The 19069-nt window shown below is 67.9% G+C and carries 13 protein-coding genes; 6 read left to right on the top strand and 7 right to left on the bottom strand.

Annotated elements, in window-relative coordinates; translation table 11 throughout:
• Positions 1 to 3 precede the first annotated feature (3 nt).
• Positions 4 to 2382, bottom strand: a complete 2379-nt coding sequence (locus tag Q0Z44_RS09615; protein ID WP_298012004.1) for a cation-translocating P-type ATPase — start codon at positions 2380 to 2382, stop codon at positions 4 to 6.
• A 55-nt stretch (positions 2383 to 2437) separates the two neighbouring features.
• Between Q0Z44_RS09615 and cadR the strand changes: the two genes are divergently transcribed.
• Positions 2438 to 2950, top strand: coding sequence for a Cd(II)/Pb(II)-responsive transcriptional regulator (cadR, locus tag Q0Z44_RS09620; RefSeq protein ID WP_298012005.1), 513 nt, complete (start codon positions 2438 to 2440; stop codon positions 2948 to 2950).
• Between the two features lie 33 nt (positions 2951 to 2983).
• Here cadR and Q0Z44_RS09625 read toward each other — a convergent pair whose 3' ends face one another.
• Genes Q0Z44_RS09625 through imuA form a run of 3 tightly spaced genes read right to left on the bottom strand, consistent with a single transcriptional unit; the run spans position 2984 to position 8598 of the window.
• Positions 2984 to 6328, bottom strand: a complete 3345-nt coding sequence (locus Q0Z44_RS09625) for an error-prone DNA polymerase (protein ID WP_298012006.1) — start codon at positions 6326 to 6328, stop codon at positions 2984 to 2986.
• A complete protein-coding gene (locus Q0Z44_RS09630) occupies positions 6312 to 7796 on the bottom strand; it encodes a DNA polymerase Y family protein (protein ID WP_298012008.1) in 1485 nt (494 codons plus the stop codon). The genes Q0Z44_RS09625 and Q0Z44_RS09630 overlap by 17 nt, the downstream gene beginning before the upstream one ends.
• Positions 7717 to 8598 carry a translesion DNA synthesis-associated protein ImuA gene (gene imuA, locus Q0Z44_RS09635; RefSeq protein WP_298012009.1) on the bottom strand — a complete coding sequence of 294 codons (882 nt, stop codon included), beginning with the start codon at positions 8596 to 8598 and terminating at the stop codon, positions 7717 to 7719. The genes Q0Z44_RS09630 and imuA overlap by 80 nt, the downstream gene beginning before the upstream one ends.
• Positions 8599 to 8743: 145 nt before the next feature.
• Here imuA and ribA point away from each other — a divergent pair, with 145 nt between their 5' ends.
• Positions 8744 to 9394: a GTP cyclohydrolase II gene (ribA, locus tag Q0Z44_RS09640; protein WP_298012010.1), complete on the top strand. Its 651-nt coding sequence runs from the start codon at positions 8744 to 8746 to the stop codon at positions 9392 to 9394.
• Between the two features lie 14 nt (positions 9395 to 9408).
• On the top strand, positions 9409 to 10329 hold the full coding sequence (locus Q0Z44_RS09645) for a cation diffusion facilitator family transporter (RefSeq protein WP_298012011.1): 921 nt from the start codon (positions 9409 to 9411) through the stop codon (positions 10327 to 10329).
• 15 nt (positions 10330 to 10344) lie between these two features.
• On the opposite strand, the gene Q0Z44_RS09650 is transcribed toward Q0Z44_RS09645, so the two are convergent.
• The 3 genes from Q0Z44_RS09650 to Q0Z44_RS09660 form a co-directional block, all read right to left on the bottom strand.
• Positions 10345 to 11610, bottom strand: a complete 1266-nt coding sequence (locus tag Q0Z44_RS09650; RefSeq protein ID WP_298012014.1) for a diguanylate cyclase — start codon at positions 11608 to 11610, stop codon at positions 10345 to 10347.
• Positions 11611 to 11619: 9 nt separating this feature from the next.
• Entirely contained in the window at positions 11620 to 12879 is a 1260-nt protein-coding gene (locus Q0Z44_RS09655; RefSeq protein WP_298012016.1) for a diguanylate cyclase, read from the bottom strand.
• 130 nt (positions 12880 to 13009) lie between these two features.
• On the bottom strand, positions 13010 to 14149 hold the full coding sequence (locus Q0Z44_RS09660; RefSeq protein WP_298012018.1) for a D-alanyl-D-alanine carboxypeptidase family protein: 1140 nt from the start codon (positions 14147 to 14149) through the stop codon (positions 13010 to 13012).
• 211 nt (positions 14150 to 14360) lie between these two features.
• Between Q0Z44_RS09660 and Q0Z44_RS09665 the strand changes: the two genes are divergently transcribed.
• The 3 genes from Q0Z44_RS09665 to Q0Z44_RS09675 all read left to right on the top strand — a co-directional run bounded on the left by Q0Z44_RS09665 (position 14361) and on the right by Q0Z44_RS09675 (position 19010).
• Positions 14361 to 14879 (top strand): YetF domain-containing protein, encoded by a 519-nt coding sequence (locus tag Q0Z44_RS09665; RefSeq protein ID WP_298012020.1) that lies wholly within the window; start codon positions 14361 to 14363, stop codon positions 14877 to 14879.
• Positions 14880 to 15045: 166 nt separating this feature from the next.
• A complete protein-coding gene (treZ, locus tag Q0Z44_RS09670; RefSeq protein WP_298012021.1) occupies positions 15046 to 16962 on the top strand; it encodes a malto-oligosyltrehalose trehalohydrolase in 1917 nt (638 codons plus the stop codon).
• The gene (locus tag Q0Z44_RS09675; RefSeq protein WP_298012023.1) at positions 16959 to 19010 is read left to right on the top strand and encodes an amylo-alpha-1,6-glucosidase; all 2052 of its coding nucleotides are present in this window, start codon (positions 16959 to 16961) and stop codon (positions 19008 to 19010) included. Before treZ ends, Q0Z44_RS09675 begins: the two co-directional genes overlap by 4 nt.
• Positions 19011 to 19069: the final 59 nt, after the last annotated feature.

Raw genomic sequence — 19069 nt, forward strand, 5'->3', positions numbered from 1 at the left:
CGCTCAGCCCGCGTGCCGCCAGCGCAGCATCCGCAGGCCATTGGCCACCACCAGCAGGCTGGCGCCCATGTCGGCGAACACGGCCATCCACATCGATGCCTGGCCCATCACGGCCAGCACCAGGAACACCGCCTTGATGCCCAGGGCCAGCGCGATGTTCTGCCACAGCACGCCATGCGTGGCGCGTGAGAGCCGGATCAGTTCAGGCACGCGCTGCGGGTCGTCGTTCATGATGACGACGTCGGCCGCCTCCATGGCGGTGTCGGTGCCGGCGCCGCCCATGGCGATGCCGATGTCGGCTTTTGCGAGTGCCGGGGCGTCGTTGATGCCGTCGCCCACCATGGCAACCGGGCCATGGGATTGGCGCAACGCGTCGATCGCCCGAAGCTTGTCGTCGGGTAGAAGATTGCCGCGGGTGTCGGTCAGGCCGACCTGGGCGCCGACGTGGCGCGCCGTGGCTGCGTTGTCGCCGGACAGCATCACGGCATGCACACCCAGTTGACCGAGCGCTTGCACCGTGCCCGCCGAGCCGGGCTTGACGGTGTCGGCCACGGCAAACAGAGCCTGCGCACCGTGGTCGTCGGCCAGCACCGTGACCGTTCGACCCTGCGCTTCCTGTGTCTGCATGCGGACCTGAAGATCCGGAGAGGCGTGGCCGCGCTCGTTCATCAGCCGCTGGTTGCCCAGCATGTGGGTCTTGCCCTCCACACGCCCTTGCGTGCCTCGGCCTGGCAGCGCTTGCACCTGATCGGTCTGCAATTCCCCGGCGGGCAAGCCATTGGCGATCGCTTGGGATACCGGGTGGGTAGAGCGCGCAGCCAGGCTACGGGCCACCTGGGCCAGTCGTGTCCGCGCGTCGGCCTGTGCGTCGGTCGACGGGTTCAGTGCCTCCCAGTGGACCAGCGCCGGCTGGCCCGCCGTCAGGGTGCCCGTTTTGTCGAAGGCCACCACCTTCAGCTGGCGGGCCTCTTCAAGGTAACGTCCGCCTTTGACGAGGATGCCGCGGCGCGCGGCCGTGGCCAGGGCGCTCACCACGGTGACGGGCGTGGCGATCACGAGGGCACAGGGGCAGGCGATCACCAGCAGCACGAGCGCCTTGTAGATCGCGTCCAGCACGGTCCAGCCGCCGAGCAGCGGGCCCAGCACCGCCACAGCCACAGCGATGGCAAACACCGCCGGGGTGTAGATGGCCGCAAAGCGGTCGACGAAGCGCTGCGTGGGGGCGCGGCTGGCCTGGGCCTGCTCGACGGCGTGGATGATGCGGGCAAGGGTGGTGTCGCCCACCAGGGCCGTGACCCGCACAGTCAGTTCGCCGGTCTGATTGACGGTGCCTGCGAACACGGTGTCACCCGGGCCCTTGTCGACGGGAAGGCTTTCACCGGTCACCGGGGCCTGGTCGAGCGCGCTCTGGCCCGCCACGATGGTGCCGTCCAGCGGCACACGCTCACCCGCGGCCATGCGGATCAGCTGGCCCAGGGCGATCTGTTCGACCGGTTGGCGTTGCCACGATTCGTCTGCCTGCTGGACCATGGCTTCGCGCGGCGCTAGGTCGAGCAGCGTCTGAATGGCCTGACGGGCGCGGTCGACCGAGCGGGCCTCGATGCGTTCGGCCAGCGCGTACAGGGCCATCACCATCGCGGCCTCGGGCCACTGACCGATGACGAAGGCGCCCGTCACGGCCACCGTCATCAGCGCGTTGATGTTGAGGCGCCCCTGGCGCAGTGCAAGCAAGCCCTTGCGGTACGTTTCCAGACCCGACAAGGCGATGGCTGCGGCTGCAAGGGCTCGGCCTACCCAGGGCATCCAGCCCGCGTCACTGCCAGCAAAGCCGATGACCTCGGCGGCCACGGCCAGCGCCAAGGCGATGAGCATCGGCCCCCAGCCTTCCATGAAGCGCGTCGGGTGGGGGCGCACGCCCGAGACCATCGCCGCCTCGCCATCCGCTGAGGCGGGCGGGGGTGTCAGCGGCTGCGGGTTGTAGCCGGCCTGGCGGATGGCAGACAGCGCCTGGGGCAGGGCCACCGCCTCGGCCTGGATGCTGAGCACGCGGGCGGCCAGTTGAAACCGCAGGCCGTGCACGCCGCTCACGGGCGCCAGCGCCCGGCGGATGTCGGCCTCTTCCGAGGCGCAGTCCATGTTGGCAATGCGGTAATCGGCCCAGGGCAGGGAAGAGGGCTTGCGGCCGGCCGCGCGCGGCATGGCCACCTGGACCGGCATCGCGACCGGAATGGTCTGGCTGCCGCTGCACCCGCAGGCGTGGCCGCCGCAGGTGCCGCCCTCCGGTTCGGGCATGGTGGCTGCGTCGGCCGGGGCGACCGCAGATTCCTGGGAAGGCATCGTGCGTTCTTCAGGCGGGCTGGAGGACAGGGAAGGTGTCTGCATGCCATGATTGGAAACCCTGTAGCTGGTACAGAGTCAAGCGTGTTGGAGCGACACCATGAAAATCGGTGAACTGGCCGCCCGCGCGGGCACCCTGGTGGAAACCATCCGCTTCTACGAGCGAGAGGGCCTGCTGCCTGCGCCATCCCGATCGGCGAGCAACTACCGCGTGTACGACGAAAGCCACGTCGAGCGGCTGGGCTTCATCCGGCGCTGCCGTTCGCTCGACATGACGCTGGACGAGATCCGCGTGCTGCTGGACGTGAAGGCCGCGCCCGAGCAGAGTTGTCAGGCCGTGAACACGGTGCTGGATGAACACATCGGCCACGTCGGGCAACGGATTGCGGAGTTGCAGGCGCTGCAAGAGCAACTGCGGGCGCTGCGTGCGGCCTGCCCGGACGAGCGCGATGCCGGGCATTGCGGCATCCTGGCCGGGCTGAGCGGCGAAGGGGCGTTGTCGCCGTCGCTGCATGCGCCTGCTACCTCGTCGGCCAGTGTGACCATTGGAGCCTCCGCTCCGGCGGGCCGTGGGCGCGGTCATGTTCCCGGCGCGCATGGGCCGGGGCGCTGATCCAGCGCTCTGCGTTGCGCGCTCGGCAAGGGGTCAATGGAAATCCCGGCTGCGGGTGCCCAGCCGCCCGAGCAGGTGCGTCAGGTTCACCAGCCGGTGCGCCACCACATGCCGCACCTCTCCCTGTCGTTGCCAGTCGCCATGCACAGCCATCAGGCGGCTGTGAACCAGTTCCTCGCGCTGCTTTTCCTTCAGGTGGGGCCACACGATCACGTTGACGGTGCCGGTTTCGTCTTCCAGGGTCACGAACACCACCCCGGACGCCGTGCCGGGTTGCTGCCGCACTGTCACGATGCCGCAGGTGCTGACCCAGTCGCCATCGCGCCGGGGGTGCAACTGCTCGGCGGTGGCAAAACCCATCTGGGCCAGGCGGGGGCGCAGCAAGGCCAGCGGGTGGCGGCGCAGTGTCAGGCCCAGCGCCGCGTAGTCGAACAGGATGTCTTCGCCTTCTGGCGGGGCATCGAGCGCCAGTGGGGCTTCGTGGATGGGCGCGTCGCGCAGCAGGGCGGGGGCGCGATGGCGGGCGGCTGCTTCCCATACCTGCTGGCGGCGGTGCCCGGCCAGGCTGCGCAGCGCATCGGCGGCAGCCAGCGCGCGCAGGTCGGCCTGATCCAGCCGGGCGCGCCGGGCGAGTTCGTCCACATTGGCAAAGGGCCCGTCCTGCCGACGGGCTTCGACGATGCGCTGCAGCGTGGGCACGCCGATGCCTGCCACCTGGGCCAGCCCGAGGCGCACGGCGGGCTGGGGCGTTGCCGGACGGGCGGGGTCGGCGGGTGAAAACCGATGGTGCTCGGGATGGCGATGGGCCAGCAGGGGCCGCTGCGCCCACCCACGTGAGGCATCGGTTTCGTGCAGCGTGGCCGGCACGTCGCTGAGCTGCACGTCGACCGGCAGCACCGTCACGCCGTGGCGGCGGGCGTCCTGCACCAGCTGGCTGGGCGAGTAAAAGCCCATGGGCTGCGAGTTGAGCAATGCCGCCAGAAAGGCCGCCGGCTCGTGGCATTTGATCCAGGCGCTGATGTAGACCAGCTTGGCAAAGCTGGCCGCATGCGATTCCGGGAAGCCGTAAGAGCCGAAGCCCTCGATTTGCTGGCAGATCTGGTCGATGAAGGGCGGTTCGTAGTTCCTGAAGCGCATGCCTTCCACAATCTCGGCCTTGAACTTGTCGACCTCGCCCTTCTTGCGCCACGACGCCATCGCCCGCCGCAACTGGTCGGCCTTGCCGGGTGTGAAGCCCGCCGCCAGCACGGCAATCTGCATCACCTGCTCCTGAAAGATGGGCACACCCAGCGTGCGCTTGAGCGCCTCGTCCAGCCGGGGCGGGGAGGGCGTAGGGGTCTTCGGGTCACGGCGCAGGTCTTCGCGGCGCTTCAGGTACGGGTGCACCATGCCGCCCTGAATGGGCCCGGGGCGCACCAGTGCCACCTCGACCACCAGGTCGTAGAAGGTGCGGGGCTGCAGGCGAGGCAGCATCGTCATTTGGGCACGGCTTTCGATCTGAAAGACCCCCACCGTGTCGGCGCGCGAGACCATGTCGTAGGTGTGATCGTCCTCAGGCGGGATGTCCTGCATCTGCACGAGGTGGCCACGGCGCTCGCCGATCAGGTCGAGCGCGCGGCGGATGGCGCTCAGCATGCCGAGGGCCAGCACGTCCACCTTCATCAGCTTGAGCGCTTCCAGGTCGTCCTTGTCCCACTGGATGACGCTGCGGTCGGGCATGGAAGCGTTCTCGATCGGCACCATGTGGCTCAGCCGGCCGCCCGCGATCACGAAGCCGCCGGTGTGCTGGCTGAGGTGGCGCGGAAAGCCGATCAGCGTGCGTGTGAGTTCCAGCCATTGCTGCACGCGGCGCGACGCCGGGTCGATGCCGGCTGCAGTCAGGCGTTCGGCCAGTGCCTCGGTGCGATCCCACCATTGCAGGTGGGTGGCGGCGCGGTCGCATTCTTCAAGGGTGAAGCCCAGCGCCTTGCCCACGTCGCGCAGGGCGCTGCGAGTGCGGTAGCTGATGACGGTGGCCGCCAGTGCCGTGCGTTCACGCCCGTACTTGCCGTAGATGTACTGAATGACCTCTTCGCGGCGCTGGTGCTCGAAGTCGACATCGATGTCGGGCGGCTCGTTGCGTTCCTTCGAGATGAAGCGCTCGAACAGCAGCGTGGCCTCCTTCGGGTTGACCTCGGTGATGCCCAATGCATAGCAGACGGCCGAGTTGGCTGCGCTGCCCCGCCCCTGGCAGAGGATGCCCCGGCTGCGAGCGAACTGGACGATGTCGTTGACCGTGAGGAAGTATTTTTCGTACTCCTTCTCGTGGATGAGGGCGAGTTCGGTGTCGATTCGGGCCTGGATGGCGGGCGGTGTGCCTTCCGGGTAACGCCACTGCAGCCCCGCTTCGGTCAGGGTCCGCAGGTGGCTCTTCGGGGTCTGCCCTCGGGGCACGACTTCTTCCGGGTACTCATAGCGCAGTTCGTCCAGGCTGAAATTGCATTGCTCGGCCACGGTCAGCGTCGTGGCCAGCAGCTCGGCTGGATATCGCCGGGCCAGCCGAAAGCGACTGCGAAGATGGCGCTCGGCATGGCGCTCCAGCGCATGGCCGCATTCCGGCAGCGGCTTGCCCAGTCGGATGGCGCTCAACACGTCCTGCAAGGGCTTGCGCGAGCGCACATGCATCAAGGCATCGCCCACGGCCACAGGTGGCACGCCAGTGTCGGTGGCCAGTTGCTGCAGCCCTTGCAGCCACCAGTCGTCATCCAGATCATGGTGCAGGGCCACGCCCAGCCACAGCTGCCCGGCAAAGCGGGCCTGCAACGTGGCCAGTTGCGCGTGCATCGGGCGCCAGGGTGCGGCCGGGTCGGCCTCGGCGGCGCGGCTCATGAGCAGCGCGCGGGCCCGGGCGCGATCCGGCAGATACAGCAGCACGCAGCCGGACAAGGCTTCGGGGGTGAGTGCGTGGGTGTGCAGCGGCGCCACCCCCTTGCCGGGCTGGGCACGGCGCAGCCCGGTGATGAAGTGGCACAGCTCGCCATAGCCCTTGCGGTGCTTGGCCAGGGCCACCAGACGATACGGGGGGCAGCCCTCCGCCGCCTCTTGAGGATCCGGCGTGACGTCGAACTGGCTGCCGATCAGCAAGCGGAAGGTGTTGGCACCAGGCACCCCGTTGTCACGGGCATCGCGCAAGGCCAGGTGCGCGCGCACCACGCCCGCCATGGAACAGGCATCGGCAATGGCCAGCCCCGTGTAACCCAGTTTCAGCGCGCGCTGAATCAGTTCCTCGGCATGTGAGGCGCCGTGCAGGAAGGTGAAGTTGCTGGTGGCCAGCAGTTCCACGTAATCCGGCAGCTGCTGGGCACTCCGGCTTGGGGGCGGTTCAGGCAAAGACACCATGGATAAACCATGCCGAAGCCGCGAAGGGGGCGCCCACGGCGGGGCGCGTGCGGTAGACCCACAGCAGCCCCGCCCGGGGGCTGTGCGCCAGGTAGTAATCGCGGGAAGTGGTGGCCGGCGGCCCTGCGGCCGCGTAGCACGCCTCGGGCTCTGCCGCCTGGCTTGCGGCCATTCCTCCCGCCGGCTGGGAAGGCGCGGCGTTGTCGTTCCACCAACCGGTGTCAATGCGATGCGGGCCGGCCAGCAAGGTCAGCCGCCCCTGGTAGACCGGGCGTTCGGCCCCGCGGGCATCGTGTTCCAGCAGCAGGGGACGGGGCTCGGGCAGCAGCCAGGTTGGGTGGGGCAGGGCATGGCGGATCGGGGGCGGCACGTCGGGCGTGCTGGCGCCTGAACGTTCGGTCGCTTCAGCCCACGGACACCAGCGCTGATCCAGCCCCAGTCGGTGGTCGTCTTCCAGCCGGCCTGCGCACACCCGGTCGTTGCCGAGCCGCACGCTCAGGCGTTCCAGCAAGGCCACCCAGGCCTCGTGCTGTCGACGTTGGCCCGCCGGGGTGCGCAAGGCTTCTGCCTGCAGGGGCACGCCCTGGCCGGGCGTGAGAAACAGGTCATCGCACAGCGGCTCGGCCGGAGCCAGGTCGCTGGCGTGCAGGCCCAGTTCGCCCACGGGGGCGCTCAGCTCGAGCCGACGCAGGTGCTCCACCAGCAGGGCGCGCAGACGTGCCACATCCGACGTGGCGGTGCCCAGCCGGACGACATGCTCCCCGCTGCGGGCGGCATCCCTTCGCTGGCCATCGTGCTGCCAGCGCAGGGTGAAGCCCCGCACCCCCAGTTGCTGGGCCGACAGCCAGGCCCCCAGCCGGGCCAGCAGCCGGTCACAGGCGGGCAGCAGTTCATCGGCCAACTCCACGCGGGCGGGCAACTCCAGTCGCTCGTCAAACACCGGTGGCAGCGTCTGCCAGGTAAAGGCTTCAGGTACGACGCTGCGTGCCTGATCCAGCGCGTTCAGCAAGGCTGCGCCGAAGCGACGGCTCAGGCCATCGCGCGGCAGCCGCGCCACATCACCCACCGTGCGGCAGCCCATGCGGCTCAAGGTGGCCTGGTGGGCGCTCAGTGCGCTCAGGGCATGCAGTGGCAAGGCATCAAGCTGCCTGGGATGGGGACGTGGCGTGCGGGCCAGGGCCAGGGCACCGAGCGCCGTGCGGGCGTGGGCCCAGCCGGCACAGCCGGCCTGCTCGGCCCCCAGGTTCAGCCGCTCCATCAGCCGGCGGCGCCCGCCGAACAGCCGCTGGCTGCCCTGCCACTCCAGTATCACGGCCTCTTCCAGCAGCGCCACGCGCGGGGTGAAGCGCAAGGCCCACCACACCAGCATCCGGGCGTCGGCTGTGCCATCAGGGCTGGGCGCCGGCAGCCCTGACGGGGGCGCCACGGTCAGCGAGGCCGAGGGAATCAGGGCGGTCCAGCAAGGCATGGGCAAGAGCAGGGCGAGAGGTGGCCGAGGCCACCGTGGCAGGAAGCCCGGCCGGCACCCCAGGCCGTGGCACAGGGGGTGTGACGGTGGGCAAGACCGCGGGCAGAAGTGGCCTGAGCCCTGCTGGCCAGCGTGCCAGCACGATCGGCCGGGTGTGCAGCGGGCCGCGCCGTTTGAGCACCTGCACTTGCATGGGCACCGGCCAGGCCCCCAGATCCAGCCGCAGGCGCAAGGGGGCCGCCGACGCATCGGCCTGGGCTGCCAGTGGGCGGATGACGAAGCACAACCCGGCGTGGCGGCTGGCGCAGGCCTGCAGCCGGCGCAGCTGCTCGGGGCGGGCCTGAGGCAGCCACACCAGGATGACGCTGAGGCATTCGGCCTTCAGGGCCTGTTCGGCAGCCCACAGTCGCTCGGCTGCGGTGTGCGCCTGCACCCACACCAGTTGTTGCGGCTTCACCCCTTCAGGGACCAGCCCCTGCAGCCCGGGCGTGTGCGGCGGGCCGACCAGCAGCAGGCGGGCACCCTGTTGCAACAGCATGGCCACCGCAGGGCTCAGCAGGCGCCATTCGGCTTGATGATGCACCGGCTGCAGGATCTCGATCAGGCTCTGGCCAGGCCAGCCGCCCCCGGGCAGCTCGGCATCCAACTCGGCAAAGCCACTGGAAACAGTGTCCCCCTGTGCGCCCCCCAGATCCTGCCCGCGCCACATGGACCGGGCCACGTGCGCAGGCAGGTCGGCTTCCAGCTGCCGGATGGCAGCCGTGGCCGATGGCAAGGCTGAAGATGAAGGCGAGAGCGGCATGAGAATACTGTATGAATGAACAGTATCGTAGCGGTCTCAAGCGCGCTCGTCCAGCCTCCTTTTTTCCCATTGCCGGGTGTTTTTACGCGACCGCCGTCCCCACGTGACAGCTTTTGGCAAAATGTGACTCCCCTGAGGAAAATGAATGTCCCGTCCTGACACCGACAGCCCCACCTCCGCCAGCGCCCTGACCCCCGTCACTTCGGCCTTGGTCGAGTTCCTGGCCGAGGCCCGTGTGCCGACCGCGCATGGCACCTTCACCATGAAGCTCTTCCGCGAAAAGGCCACTGGCCTGGAGCACGTGGCCATGGTCATGGGTGAGGTGGCGGGCAGCGCGCTGGTCCGCGTCCACTCCGAATGCATGACCGGCGACGTGTTCGGCTCACTGCGTTGCGATTGCGGCCCCCAGCTTCACTTCGCCATGAACCAGATCGGCCAGAAGGGCAACGGTGTGGTCGTCTACCTGCGTCAGGAAGGACGCGGCATTGGCCTCGCCAACAAGCTGCGCGCCTACCAACTGCAGGACCAGGGCATGGACACCGTCGAGGCCAACCAGCACCTCGGCTTTGCCGCCGACCTGCGCAATTTCGATGTCGCCGCCCAGATCCTGGAGCAACTCGGCGTGAGCTCCGTCAAGCTCATGACCAACAACCCGCGCAAGGTCGAAACCCTGCAGGCCCATGGCGTGCAGATCGAGGAACGCGTGCCCGTGCGCAGCGACGTCCAGCCCGAAAACGAACGCTACCTAGGCACCAAGGCCCGCAAGCTCGGCCACCACATCGACTGGCTGGGCTGACGCGCCCGCAGCCCATGGACCTCACGCCCCAGGACAATCCGGAGCACGACACCCCCGAGCGACACGCCGTGGCGCGGTGCAGCACGCTGGTCAGCGTGGTCGTCAACGTGGTGCTCACGGCCCTGCAGGTCACCATCGGGGTGCTGGCGCACTCGCAGGCGCTGGTGGCCGATGGCATCCATTCGCTGTCCGACCTGGTGTCCGACTTCGTGGTTCTGCTGGCCAACCGCCACAGCCGCAAGGCCGCCGACGCCGATCACCATTACGGCCACCATCGCTACGAGACAGCGGCCTCACTCGTGCTGGGCGCGCTGCTGCTGAGCGTGGGGGTGGGCATGCTGTGGGGCGCGGTGCACAAGCTGAGCACCCCGGAAGACATCCCGCAGGTTCAGACGGTGGCGCTGTATGTGGCGCTGGCGGCGCTGGTGTCGAAAGAGATGCTGTTTCGCTACATGCTGGCTGCAGCCGAGAAGGTGCGCTCCAGCATGCTGGTGGCCAATGCCTGGCATGCCCGTTCGGACGCGGCCTCGTCGCTGGTGGTGGCCATCGGCATTGGCGGCAACCTGCTGGGCTACCCCTTGCTGGACCCGGTGGCCGCGCTCATTGTCGGCTTCATGGTGGGCAAGATGGGCTGGGACGTGGGCTGGGATGCCCTGCATGACCTGATGGACCGTTCCGCGTCGGACGAGCAGGCCGAAGCGATCCGCCAGGCGCTGGTGCAGACCCCGGGCGTGCTGGGTGTGCACGACCTTCGCACGCGCAAGATGGGTGACATGATCATGGTCGACGCCCACCTGGAGGTGGATGGCGCCCTGAGCGTCTGGGAAGGCCACGACATTGCCAACCGGGCCCGCGACCGCGTGATGCGTCAGCTGCCCGTGCTGGACGTGATGACCCACCTGGACCCGGTCGGCGTGCGGCCGACTGTGGTCTGAAGGGCCGCCGCCGACTCAAGGCTGCATCAGCAGGCGGATGCGATTGCGCCCCTCGCGCTTGGCCTGGTAGAGCGCCTGATCAGCCTGCTTGAGCAGCGCCTCGGGTGACGCCACATTGCCGGCCACGCCGTGGGCCACGCCCACGCTCACCGTCAGCACCCGGGCGGTGGAGGATCCCTCGTGGCGCACCTGCAGCGCTTCGACCGCCTGGCGTACCCGTTCGGCCACCTGGCTGGCGGTCTCGGGCGAGGCCTGGGGCAGCACGGCCACGAACTCCTCGCCACCATACCGGGCGACCAGATCGCCCGGGCGGCGCAGGTTGCTGCCCAGCACCCGGGCCACTTCACGCAGCGCCGCGTCCCCCGCGGGATGTCCGTACCGGTCGTTGTACTTCTTGAAGTGGTCCACATCCACCATCAGCAAGGCCAGCGAGGTGCGGTCGGGCGCTGCACGGCGCCACACCTGCTGCAGATAGTCCTGAAAATGCCCGCGGTTGGCCAACTCGGTCAGGCTGTCGACCTTGCTGAGCTCCATCAGCCGCGCATGCGTGTGCGCCAGCTGCTGCACCAAGGCCTTTTCGCGCAGCGTCAGCAGGTAATGGCGGCGCTCGTCGCGCTCCAGGGCGTAATTCGCCATCAGGGTGAAGACGATGGTGGCCGCCACCATGATGACGATGGGACCGAGCAACCGGGGCGGCATGTGGTCCAGCACCACGATCCCGCCCAGGTGCATGGCCAGGACCAGAAGCGAGAAGGGCACGGCCATCCAGAAGCGCAGACGCTGCACGATGTTGCCGTAGATGATCACGACGATGAAGCCCACATGGTAGTAGTGGCTCAGTGCCGTGTGCGAACTCGACAGGATGAAGGCCAGACTTGCGGCGGCCATCAGCCCACTGCACAGCACCGCCCCTTCGATCAGCACGGGCAGACGCCAGGCCAGAATCCGGGGGCCCCAGCGCCAGTAGGCCCAGAGCACCGCCCCGGCCAGGGGAGTGAACACAAACAGGCGGATCTGCAGGGCAAGCCAGAAAACGTCGCTCGCCATGAGGTAATCGACCAGCAGGAAGCCGTTGTAGACCAGGAGGGCGACGATGCCGCTGAGCAGGAAATGCTGCAGGCGCTGCGCCACCATGTCCTGCTGAAAGCGCGCTTCCAGTTCGGCGGGAAAACGCATCCAGGGAAAACCGCGGTCCAGCAGGCGTTGCAAGGTGGCCGGCTCATCGCCCTGGGGCGGTGTGATGGAAGCCGGCACGGCAGGTGAGGGCAGGGCTGACGACATCCGTGTGCCTCAATCGGCCGTGGCGAAGGCAAAGACCCGGTTGCGTCCGGTCTGCTTCGCCTGGTAGAGCGCCTCGTCGGCCGCCGAAATCAGCTGTGCCGGCGTGGCATGGGGTGCCGACGGTCGCATGCAGGCCACGCCGATGCTCACGGTGACGATGGCATGCGTGCTCGAGCCCGAATGCAGGCGGTTCATCCCTTCGATGCCCTTGCGGATGCGCTCGGCTGCCGCCTGGGCCGTCGCCAGCGGCGTGTCGGTGAGCACGGCGATGAACTCTTCGCCTCCGAAGCGCCCCACCAGGTCGCTGGGGCGGCGCAGTCGGCGTTTCAGCGTCGCCGCCACATCCTGCAGGCAGGCATCTCCCTCTGGGTGCCCGTACATGTCGTTGTAGGCCTTGAAGTGGTCGACGTCGATCATCATGACCGACACCTCGGTGCCATCCACCCGGGCGCGTTCCCACACCAGGCTGAGAAAGTCGTCGACGTGCCGGCGGTTGGCCACGCCCGTCAGCAGGTCGCTGCGCGAGACGCGCTCGAGGTGGGCGTTGGCGGACGCCAGTTCGTCGAGCAGCAGCCGCTCACGCAGGCGCATGAGCCAGTTGCGGCGGGTGTCCTTTTCCATGGTGTAGCAGCCGTACAGCGTGAACACCGCGGTGGAGATGACCGTCAGCATCACCGGCACCATCAGGGCCACCGGGGCGCGGTCGCGCATGAGCCACGCCGACACCGCACAGCACCCCACCACGAACACGTCCATCACCAGCGCAGGCCCGAATCGCATCCGGGCCACCCCGCTGCAGAACGTGAGGATGGAGGTGAGGCTGACCAGGTAGGCCGGGGCCAGTTCGTCGGTGCTGGCCACGCACAGCCAGGCCGAAATCAGGCTGGCGACCATGCCCGAAGTGGCGGCCACGCCCTCGCGCACACGCGGCAGGTCGATGCGCGTGAGCACAAAGATCGCGGCAAACATCAACGGCGTGTAGACCAGCAGGCGCAGGCGCAAGGCCAGATCGAACTGGTCGGGCACCATCAGCCAGTCGGACACCAGCATCAGGTTGTAGGCCACCGCCACGAGCGCGCTGTTGACCAGCAACTGGCGCATGCGCTCTGGCGCCACATCGCGCTGGAAGCGGCCCTCAAGGTCGTCCGGAAAGCGCAGTCCGCGCCACCCCTGGTCGATGAGCCCATCGACCAGATCGGGCAGTGCCAGACCTTCGACGACGGGGCGCGAAGCAGGGCGATCGGGTTGCGCTGCAGCCCGGTCCAACAAGACCCCATCCCGGGCCAATGTGTTACTGCTACCGGTACCCGCCATGCAAAGCATCGTACCGGATCACCCTCCGGGGCCGACGCCCTTTACGCTCAATGCTTACCCTAGCCAGGCGGGTGGTTGGTCCGATTTACCGGAACAGACCTTGCAATTGCTGCCAGCTGCGCTTGAAGAACCCGGCGCGTTCGACCGCCTCGAGCGCCACCACCGGCTGTTCGGCCAGCGTCTTGCCGTTGACCGAGGCCACCACCTTGCCCACCACGGCGCCCTTGGCAATCGGGGCGGTGAGGTTGGGTTGCATCTGCACGGCGGTGCGCACCTGCGCGGCCTGGCCACGCGGCACCAGCACGGACCAGTCGCGCGCAACACCGGCGCGCACCTGGTCGGCCACCCCAAACCGGACGGCGCCCACGCCAGCAGGCGCCTGGGCCTTCAGCAGATTGGCGCTCTCAAAGGAGCTGAAGCCCCAGTTGAACATGGCACGGGTCTGGTCGGCGCGCGACTGCATGCTTTGCGAACCCATCACGACCGAGATCAGGCGCATGCCGTTGCGGCGCGCCGAGGCAACCAGACAGAAGCCGGCTTCGCTGGTATGACCGGTCTTCAAGCCATCCACGGTGGGATCGGTGTAGAGCAGGGCGTTGCGGTTGCCCTGCTTGATGCCGTTGAACTTGAATTCCTTTTCCGCGTAGATGCTGTAGTACTCGGAACTGTCGCGGATGATGGCGCGCGCCAGGATGCCCAGGTCACGCGCCGAGGCCAGGTGGTTGGGCGCGGGCAGGCCGGTGGCGTTGGCGAACTGGGTGCGGGTCATACCCAGGCGCTTCGCCTCTTTGTTCATCAGTTGGGCAAAGGCCTCTTCGGTGCCGCCCAGGTGCTCGGCCACGGCCTTCGAGGCGTCGTTGCCCGACTGGATGATGATGCCGCGCAGCATGTCCATCACAGAAGCCTGGCCGTTGAGCGGCAGGTACATGCACGATTCGGTGCTGGAGCCCCGGCACCAGGCGTGCTCGCTGACCGAGATCATGTCGTTGGGCTTGATCCGGCCACTCTTGAGCGCCTGCTCGACGATGTAGCTCGTCATCATCTTGGTGAGCGAGGCGGGCGGCAGCGCCTGGTCGGCGTTGCTGGCCATCAGGATCTGCCCGGACTCGAAATCCATCAGCAGATAGGCCTTGGCTTCGATGGCCGGCGGCGGCACCAGGGTCTGGGCAGCGGCAGTCAGCGGGGCGGCCAGGCAGGATGCGGCCAGGATCAGGGCCGCTTGCATGCGGCCGGCAGAAAAGCTGAAAGTCATCGGTACATTGCCTGCGGCGTGCAGGCGGCAGTCGTCACATGAAGAAGGGGCGCATCCGAAGCAGTGCAGATGCAGCCGGGTGCCGCATCATAGGCCCACGTCCGTTGCCACGGGCGCACAGGGCAATGCGCGTGTGCTGGACAGGTACGCAAGCTGCTGTGGCGCAGGGGGAGGCGCTGAAACGATGTTTACCGACGTTTTCTCTTTCACCATGGACCCGCTGGAGGTGGTGCTCCGCGGTACGGCGATGTACTGGTTCCTGTTCGCCATGTTCCGCTTCGTGCTGCGGCGCGACGTGGGCGCGGTGGGCATTGCCGACGTGCTGTTGCTGGTGATCGTTGCGGATGCCGCACAGAACGGCATGTCGGGCGACTACAAGACGGTGCCCGAAGGGATGCTGCTGGTGGGCACGCTGATCGGCTGGAACGTGCTGCTGGACTGGGCCAGCTTCCGCTTTGCCTGGATTCGTCGCCTTGCTGAGCCTCCGCCTTTGCTGCTCCTTCGCAACGGCCGCTTCCACCGCCGCAACATGCGCCGCGAACTGATCACCACCGAAGAGCTGATGGCCGCCTTGCGCCAGCATGGCGTGAAGGAGCCATCCGAGGTCAGTGAGGCCTACATGGAGGGAGACGGGAGCTTCAGTGTGCTGACCAAGGACAAACAACCCGCAGGGGGCGGCCACAAGGGGCCGCCGGGGGCTTGAGCGGGGAAGCAGCGTTCCCACATGGCCGGGCGGTCAGGTCCCGTTTTCGGTCCTTATGTGAGTTGACATAATATACATCGTAGCAATTAACGCGCACCCGGAACACTTTTGATTGGGCATGGCGCTTGCCGCCCGGCTCCTCATCTCGACTTCGGGCCCACGCACCATGCCTGCCCGCGATTGTGCTCCTACTGCGCCGGGGCGCCCGCTGCTCGGCGCTCGCGTGGACGCGGATGGCACGCGCTTTCGCGTGTGGGCGCCCACCGCCCGGCAGGTCCACGTGGTGGACGCCGGGCCCGGCAAACCGGGTCAGCGCTGGCCGCTGGCGCCGGAACCGGACGGCCACTTCAGCGGCACCGTGCCTGAAATCGGCCCCGGAATGCTTTACCGGTATCAGATCGACGACGGTGAGCCGCTCCCGGATCCCTGTTCGTCATTCCAGCCAGACGGGCCGCATGGCCCTTCACGGGTGGTCGATCACGCAGCCTACACGTGGCGGGATGACGGCTGGCCGGGCGTGCCGTTGTCGGGCCAGGTGATCTACGAACTGCACGTGGGCACCCTGACGCCCGAAGGCACGCTGGATGCCGCCATTGCGCGCCTGCCTGACCTGCGCGAGCTTGGCGTGACGCTGCTTGAATTGATGCCGCTGGCAGAGTGTGCTGGCCGCTGGAACTGGGGTTATGACGGCGTCGGTCTGTATGCGCCGTACCATGTGTATGGCGACCCTGACGCACTCAAGCGCTTCGTGGATGCGGCCCATGCCCTGGGCCTCGGCGTGATGCTCGATGTGGTCTACAACCACCTGGGCCCCGACGGAAATTACCTCCGCGCCTTCAGCCCTCACTACTTCACGGCGCGCTATCCCAACGAATGGGGCGACGCTTTCAACTTCGATGGCCCGGACAGCCAGCCCGTCCGCGACCACGTCATCGGCAGCGCCTGCCACTGGATCGCGCAGTACCACCTCGACGGCCTGCGGCTGGACGCCACGCAGAGCATGCACGACGCCTCGCCGGTGCACATCGTCACCGAGCTCGCCGCGCAGGCACGGGAGGCGGCCGGGGCCCGCCAGATCCTGCTCGTTGCAGAAAACGAACCGCAACACACCTGCCTGGTTCGGCCGCGATCGGCTGGCGGCCACGGGCTGGACGCCATGTGGAACGACGACTTTCACCATTCGGCCCGGGTGGCGCTGACGGGACGGCACGAAGGCTATTTCCACGACCACCGGGGGCGGGCGCAGGAGTTCGTGTCGGCCCTGCGGCACGGCTTCCTGTTTCAGGGTCAGCACTACGCATGGCAGAACCAGCCGCGCGGCACGCCGACCGGTGATGTGCCCGCTGCCGCCTTCGTGCACTTTCTGCAGAACCACGACCAGGTGGCGAACACCTTCTACGGCCAGCGCTTGCATGAGCTCACCAGTCCGGGTCGTCTGCGTGCGCTCACTGCGCTCACGCTGCTGGGGCCGCAGACGCCGATGCTGTTCATGGGGCAGGAATTCGCGGCCTCGGCGCCCTTCACGTTCTTTGCGGACCACAAGCCCGAGCTTGCAGCAAAGGTGTTCGAGGGCCGCCGCGCCTTTGTGGCGCAGTTCAAGCCCTATGCGACACCGGCTGCGCAGGCCGCGCTGCTGGATCCGGCCGACGAGGCCACGTTCCTTCGCTGCAAGCTTGACTGGGCGGAGCGCCGTCATCACGCCCCTGTGCTGGCCCTGCACCAGGACGTGCTGCGGCTGCGGCGCGAAGACCCCGTCATCGCGGCCCAGGACCGCACCATGCTGGATGGCGCGGTCCTCAGCGAGCATGCGTTCGTGATGCGCTGGCGCGGCGGCTCACTCGGTGAGCGACTGCTGGCGGTCAACCTGGGTGATGAGCTGGACTTCCGTCCGGGGCCCGAGCCCCTGCTGGCGCCGCCGGAGAACAGCACCTGGGAGCTGACCTGGTCCAGCGACGACCCAGCCTATGGCGGCCCGGGCGCCGTGCACCCGGGCGAAGACAACAAGGGCTGGATGTTGCCCGGCGAGAGCGCCGTGCTGTTGCGGGCGGTGCCCTGCCCCGCGTCGAATGGAGAGCCACGATGAACCTGCAGCCCATCGAAATCGACTGGCACCCCGGCGATGATGTGAGCGCCTTGCGTGATCGGGAATGGCTGGTGACCAATGGCCTGGGCGGCTTTGCCTCGGGCAGTCTGTTGGGCATCAACACCCGACGCCACCATGGGCTGTTCGTGCCGAACCTGTCCAACCCAAAAGGCAGGCACATCCTGATCTCGCGTTTCGACGAAGAGATCCAGGCCCGGGGCAGACAGGTCAAGATCGGCGGCGCCGAGTACCTCAATGGCCACCTCGACACCGACGTGCACCGCTGCCTGGCCAGTTTCCGGTGGGATCACCTGATGCCCACCTGGCGCTACGACATCAACGGTGTGGTGATCGAGAAGACCATCGTGATGCCCCACAACCAGAACACGGTGTGCGTGTTGTACCGGCTGCTGGAGGGGGAACACGTCGAACTGCGGCTGCGGCCTTTTCTGGCGTTCAGGCGGCAGGATGCGGTGCTGGTGCACGAGGAGGAGTGGCCGTTCACGCTGTCGTTCTCACGCGGGGTGTACGAGGTGCGGCGCGACCGCACCGACCTCGCCCTGCAGTTCGGCCTCACGCCTGCGAGTGGCGGGTTCACGTGCCACGAGGTGGTGGGCCAGCACGCGCTGTACCGCGTCGAGCAGATGCGCGGCTACGACCACAGCGAGCACCTCTACAGCCCGGGCTACTTTTCGGCCACCCTGCATCCTGGGCAACCGCTGACCTTCGTAGCGACAGCCGAGGGGCGGGAAGCCTTGAAGTGCGACGGCATGGCGGCGGTGGAACACCAACAGCGTCGGGTGGAGCGCCTCCTGCAGATGGCGCCGCCTGCGGTGGTGCTTGACCCCGTGGCCGCCCAGCTCACAGCCGCCGCAGATGCCTTCATCGTCGTGCCCGGCAGCCGACTGGAAGAGGCGCTGCATGCGCGTGCGAGCGGCGATCAGATCCGCACTGTGATTGCGGGCTACCACTGGTTCGGGGACTGGGGGCGCGACACGATGATCAGTCTGGAGGGCCTCACGCTGTGCACCGGCCGCCATGCCGAGGCGCGTGCCATCCTGCAGACGTTCTCGCACTATGTGCGAGACGGCCTGCTGCCCAACCTCTTTCCCGAAGGCGAGCGCGAAGCGCTGTACCACACCGTCGATGCCACGCTGTGGTACTTCCATGCCATTGACCGCTACACCACGTGCTCGGGTGACCGCACGTTGATGCACGAACTGTTTCCGGTGCTCAAGCAGATCATCGAACACCACGTGCGGGGCACCCGTTACGGCATCGGGCTCGACCCGCAGGACGGGCTGCTGCGCGCCGGTGCGCCGGGCTATCAGCTGACGTGGATGGACGCGAAGGTGGACGGCTGGGTGGTGACGCCGCGCCGGGGCAAGCCGGTGGAGATCCAGGCCTTGTGGCACAACGCGTTGCGTCTGATGGTCGACTGGTCGGTGGAAGTGGACGATCCCGATCCACGTTGCCTGCGACTCGCCGAGCAGGCGCGCGCGTCGTTCAATCGCCGGTACTGGTCGCCCACCCTGCTCCATCTCTTCGATGTGGTGGACGGCGAAGCAGGCGAGGAGGTCAACGACGTGGCCTGCCGGCCCAATCAGGTGTTTGTCATGTCGCTGCGCCATCCGGTGCTGGACCGGGTGCATTGGGAGCCGGTGCTGGATACCGTGCGTCGGCAGTTGCTGACGCCCTGGGGGCTGCGAACGCTGGCGCCGGGCCATCCGGCTTACAAGCCGACGTACGAGGGCGACTTGCGGTCGCGGGATGCGGCCTACCACCAGGGCACGGTGTGGCCCTGGCTGATCGGGCACTTCATTCAGGCGTGGCTGAAGCTGCACCCGGATCGAACGGCGGCACGGGCCTTCCTCGCTGACCTGCCGGCGCATCTTAGCGAAGCCGGCATTGGCAGCATCAGCGAGATTTTCGATGCCGAGCCGCCGGGCTTGCCCCGAGGGTGCGTGGCCCAGGCATGGAGCGTGGCGGAGGTGCTGCGGGCCTGGTTGATGACCGCACCAGCCGTGCCATCCGACGCGGCGGACTGACACGCCGCGCGCGCCAGGGCATGTCGCTTGCCCGTTGGCAGCATCACCCTTCCACGGAG

The organism is uncultured Aquabacterium sp. (assembly GCF_947366995.1).
Classification (GTDB): domain Bacteria; phylum Pseudomonadota; class Gammaproteobacteria; order Burkholderiales; family Burkholderiaceae_C; genus Aquabacterium.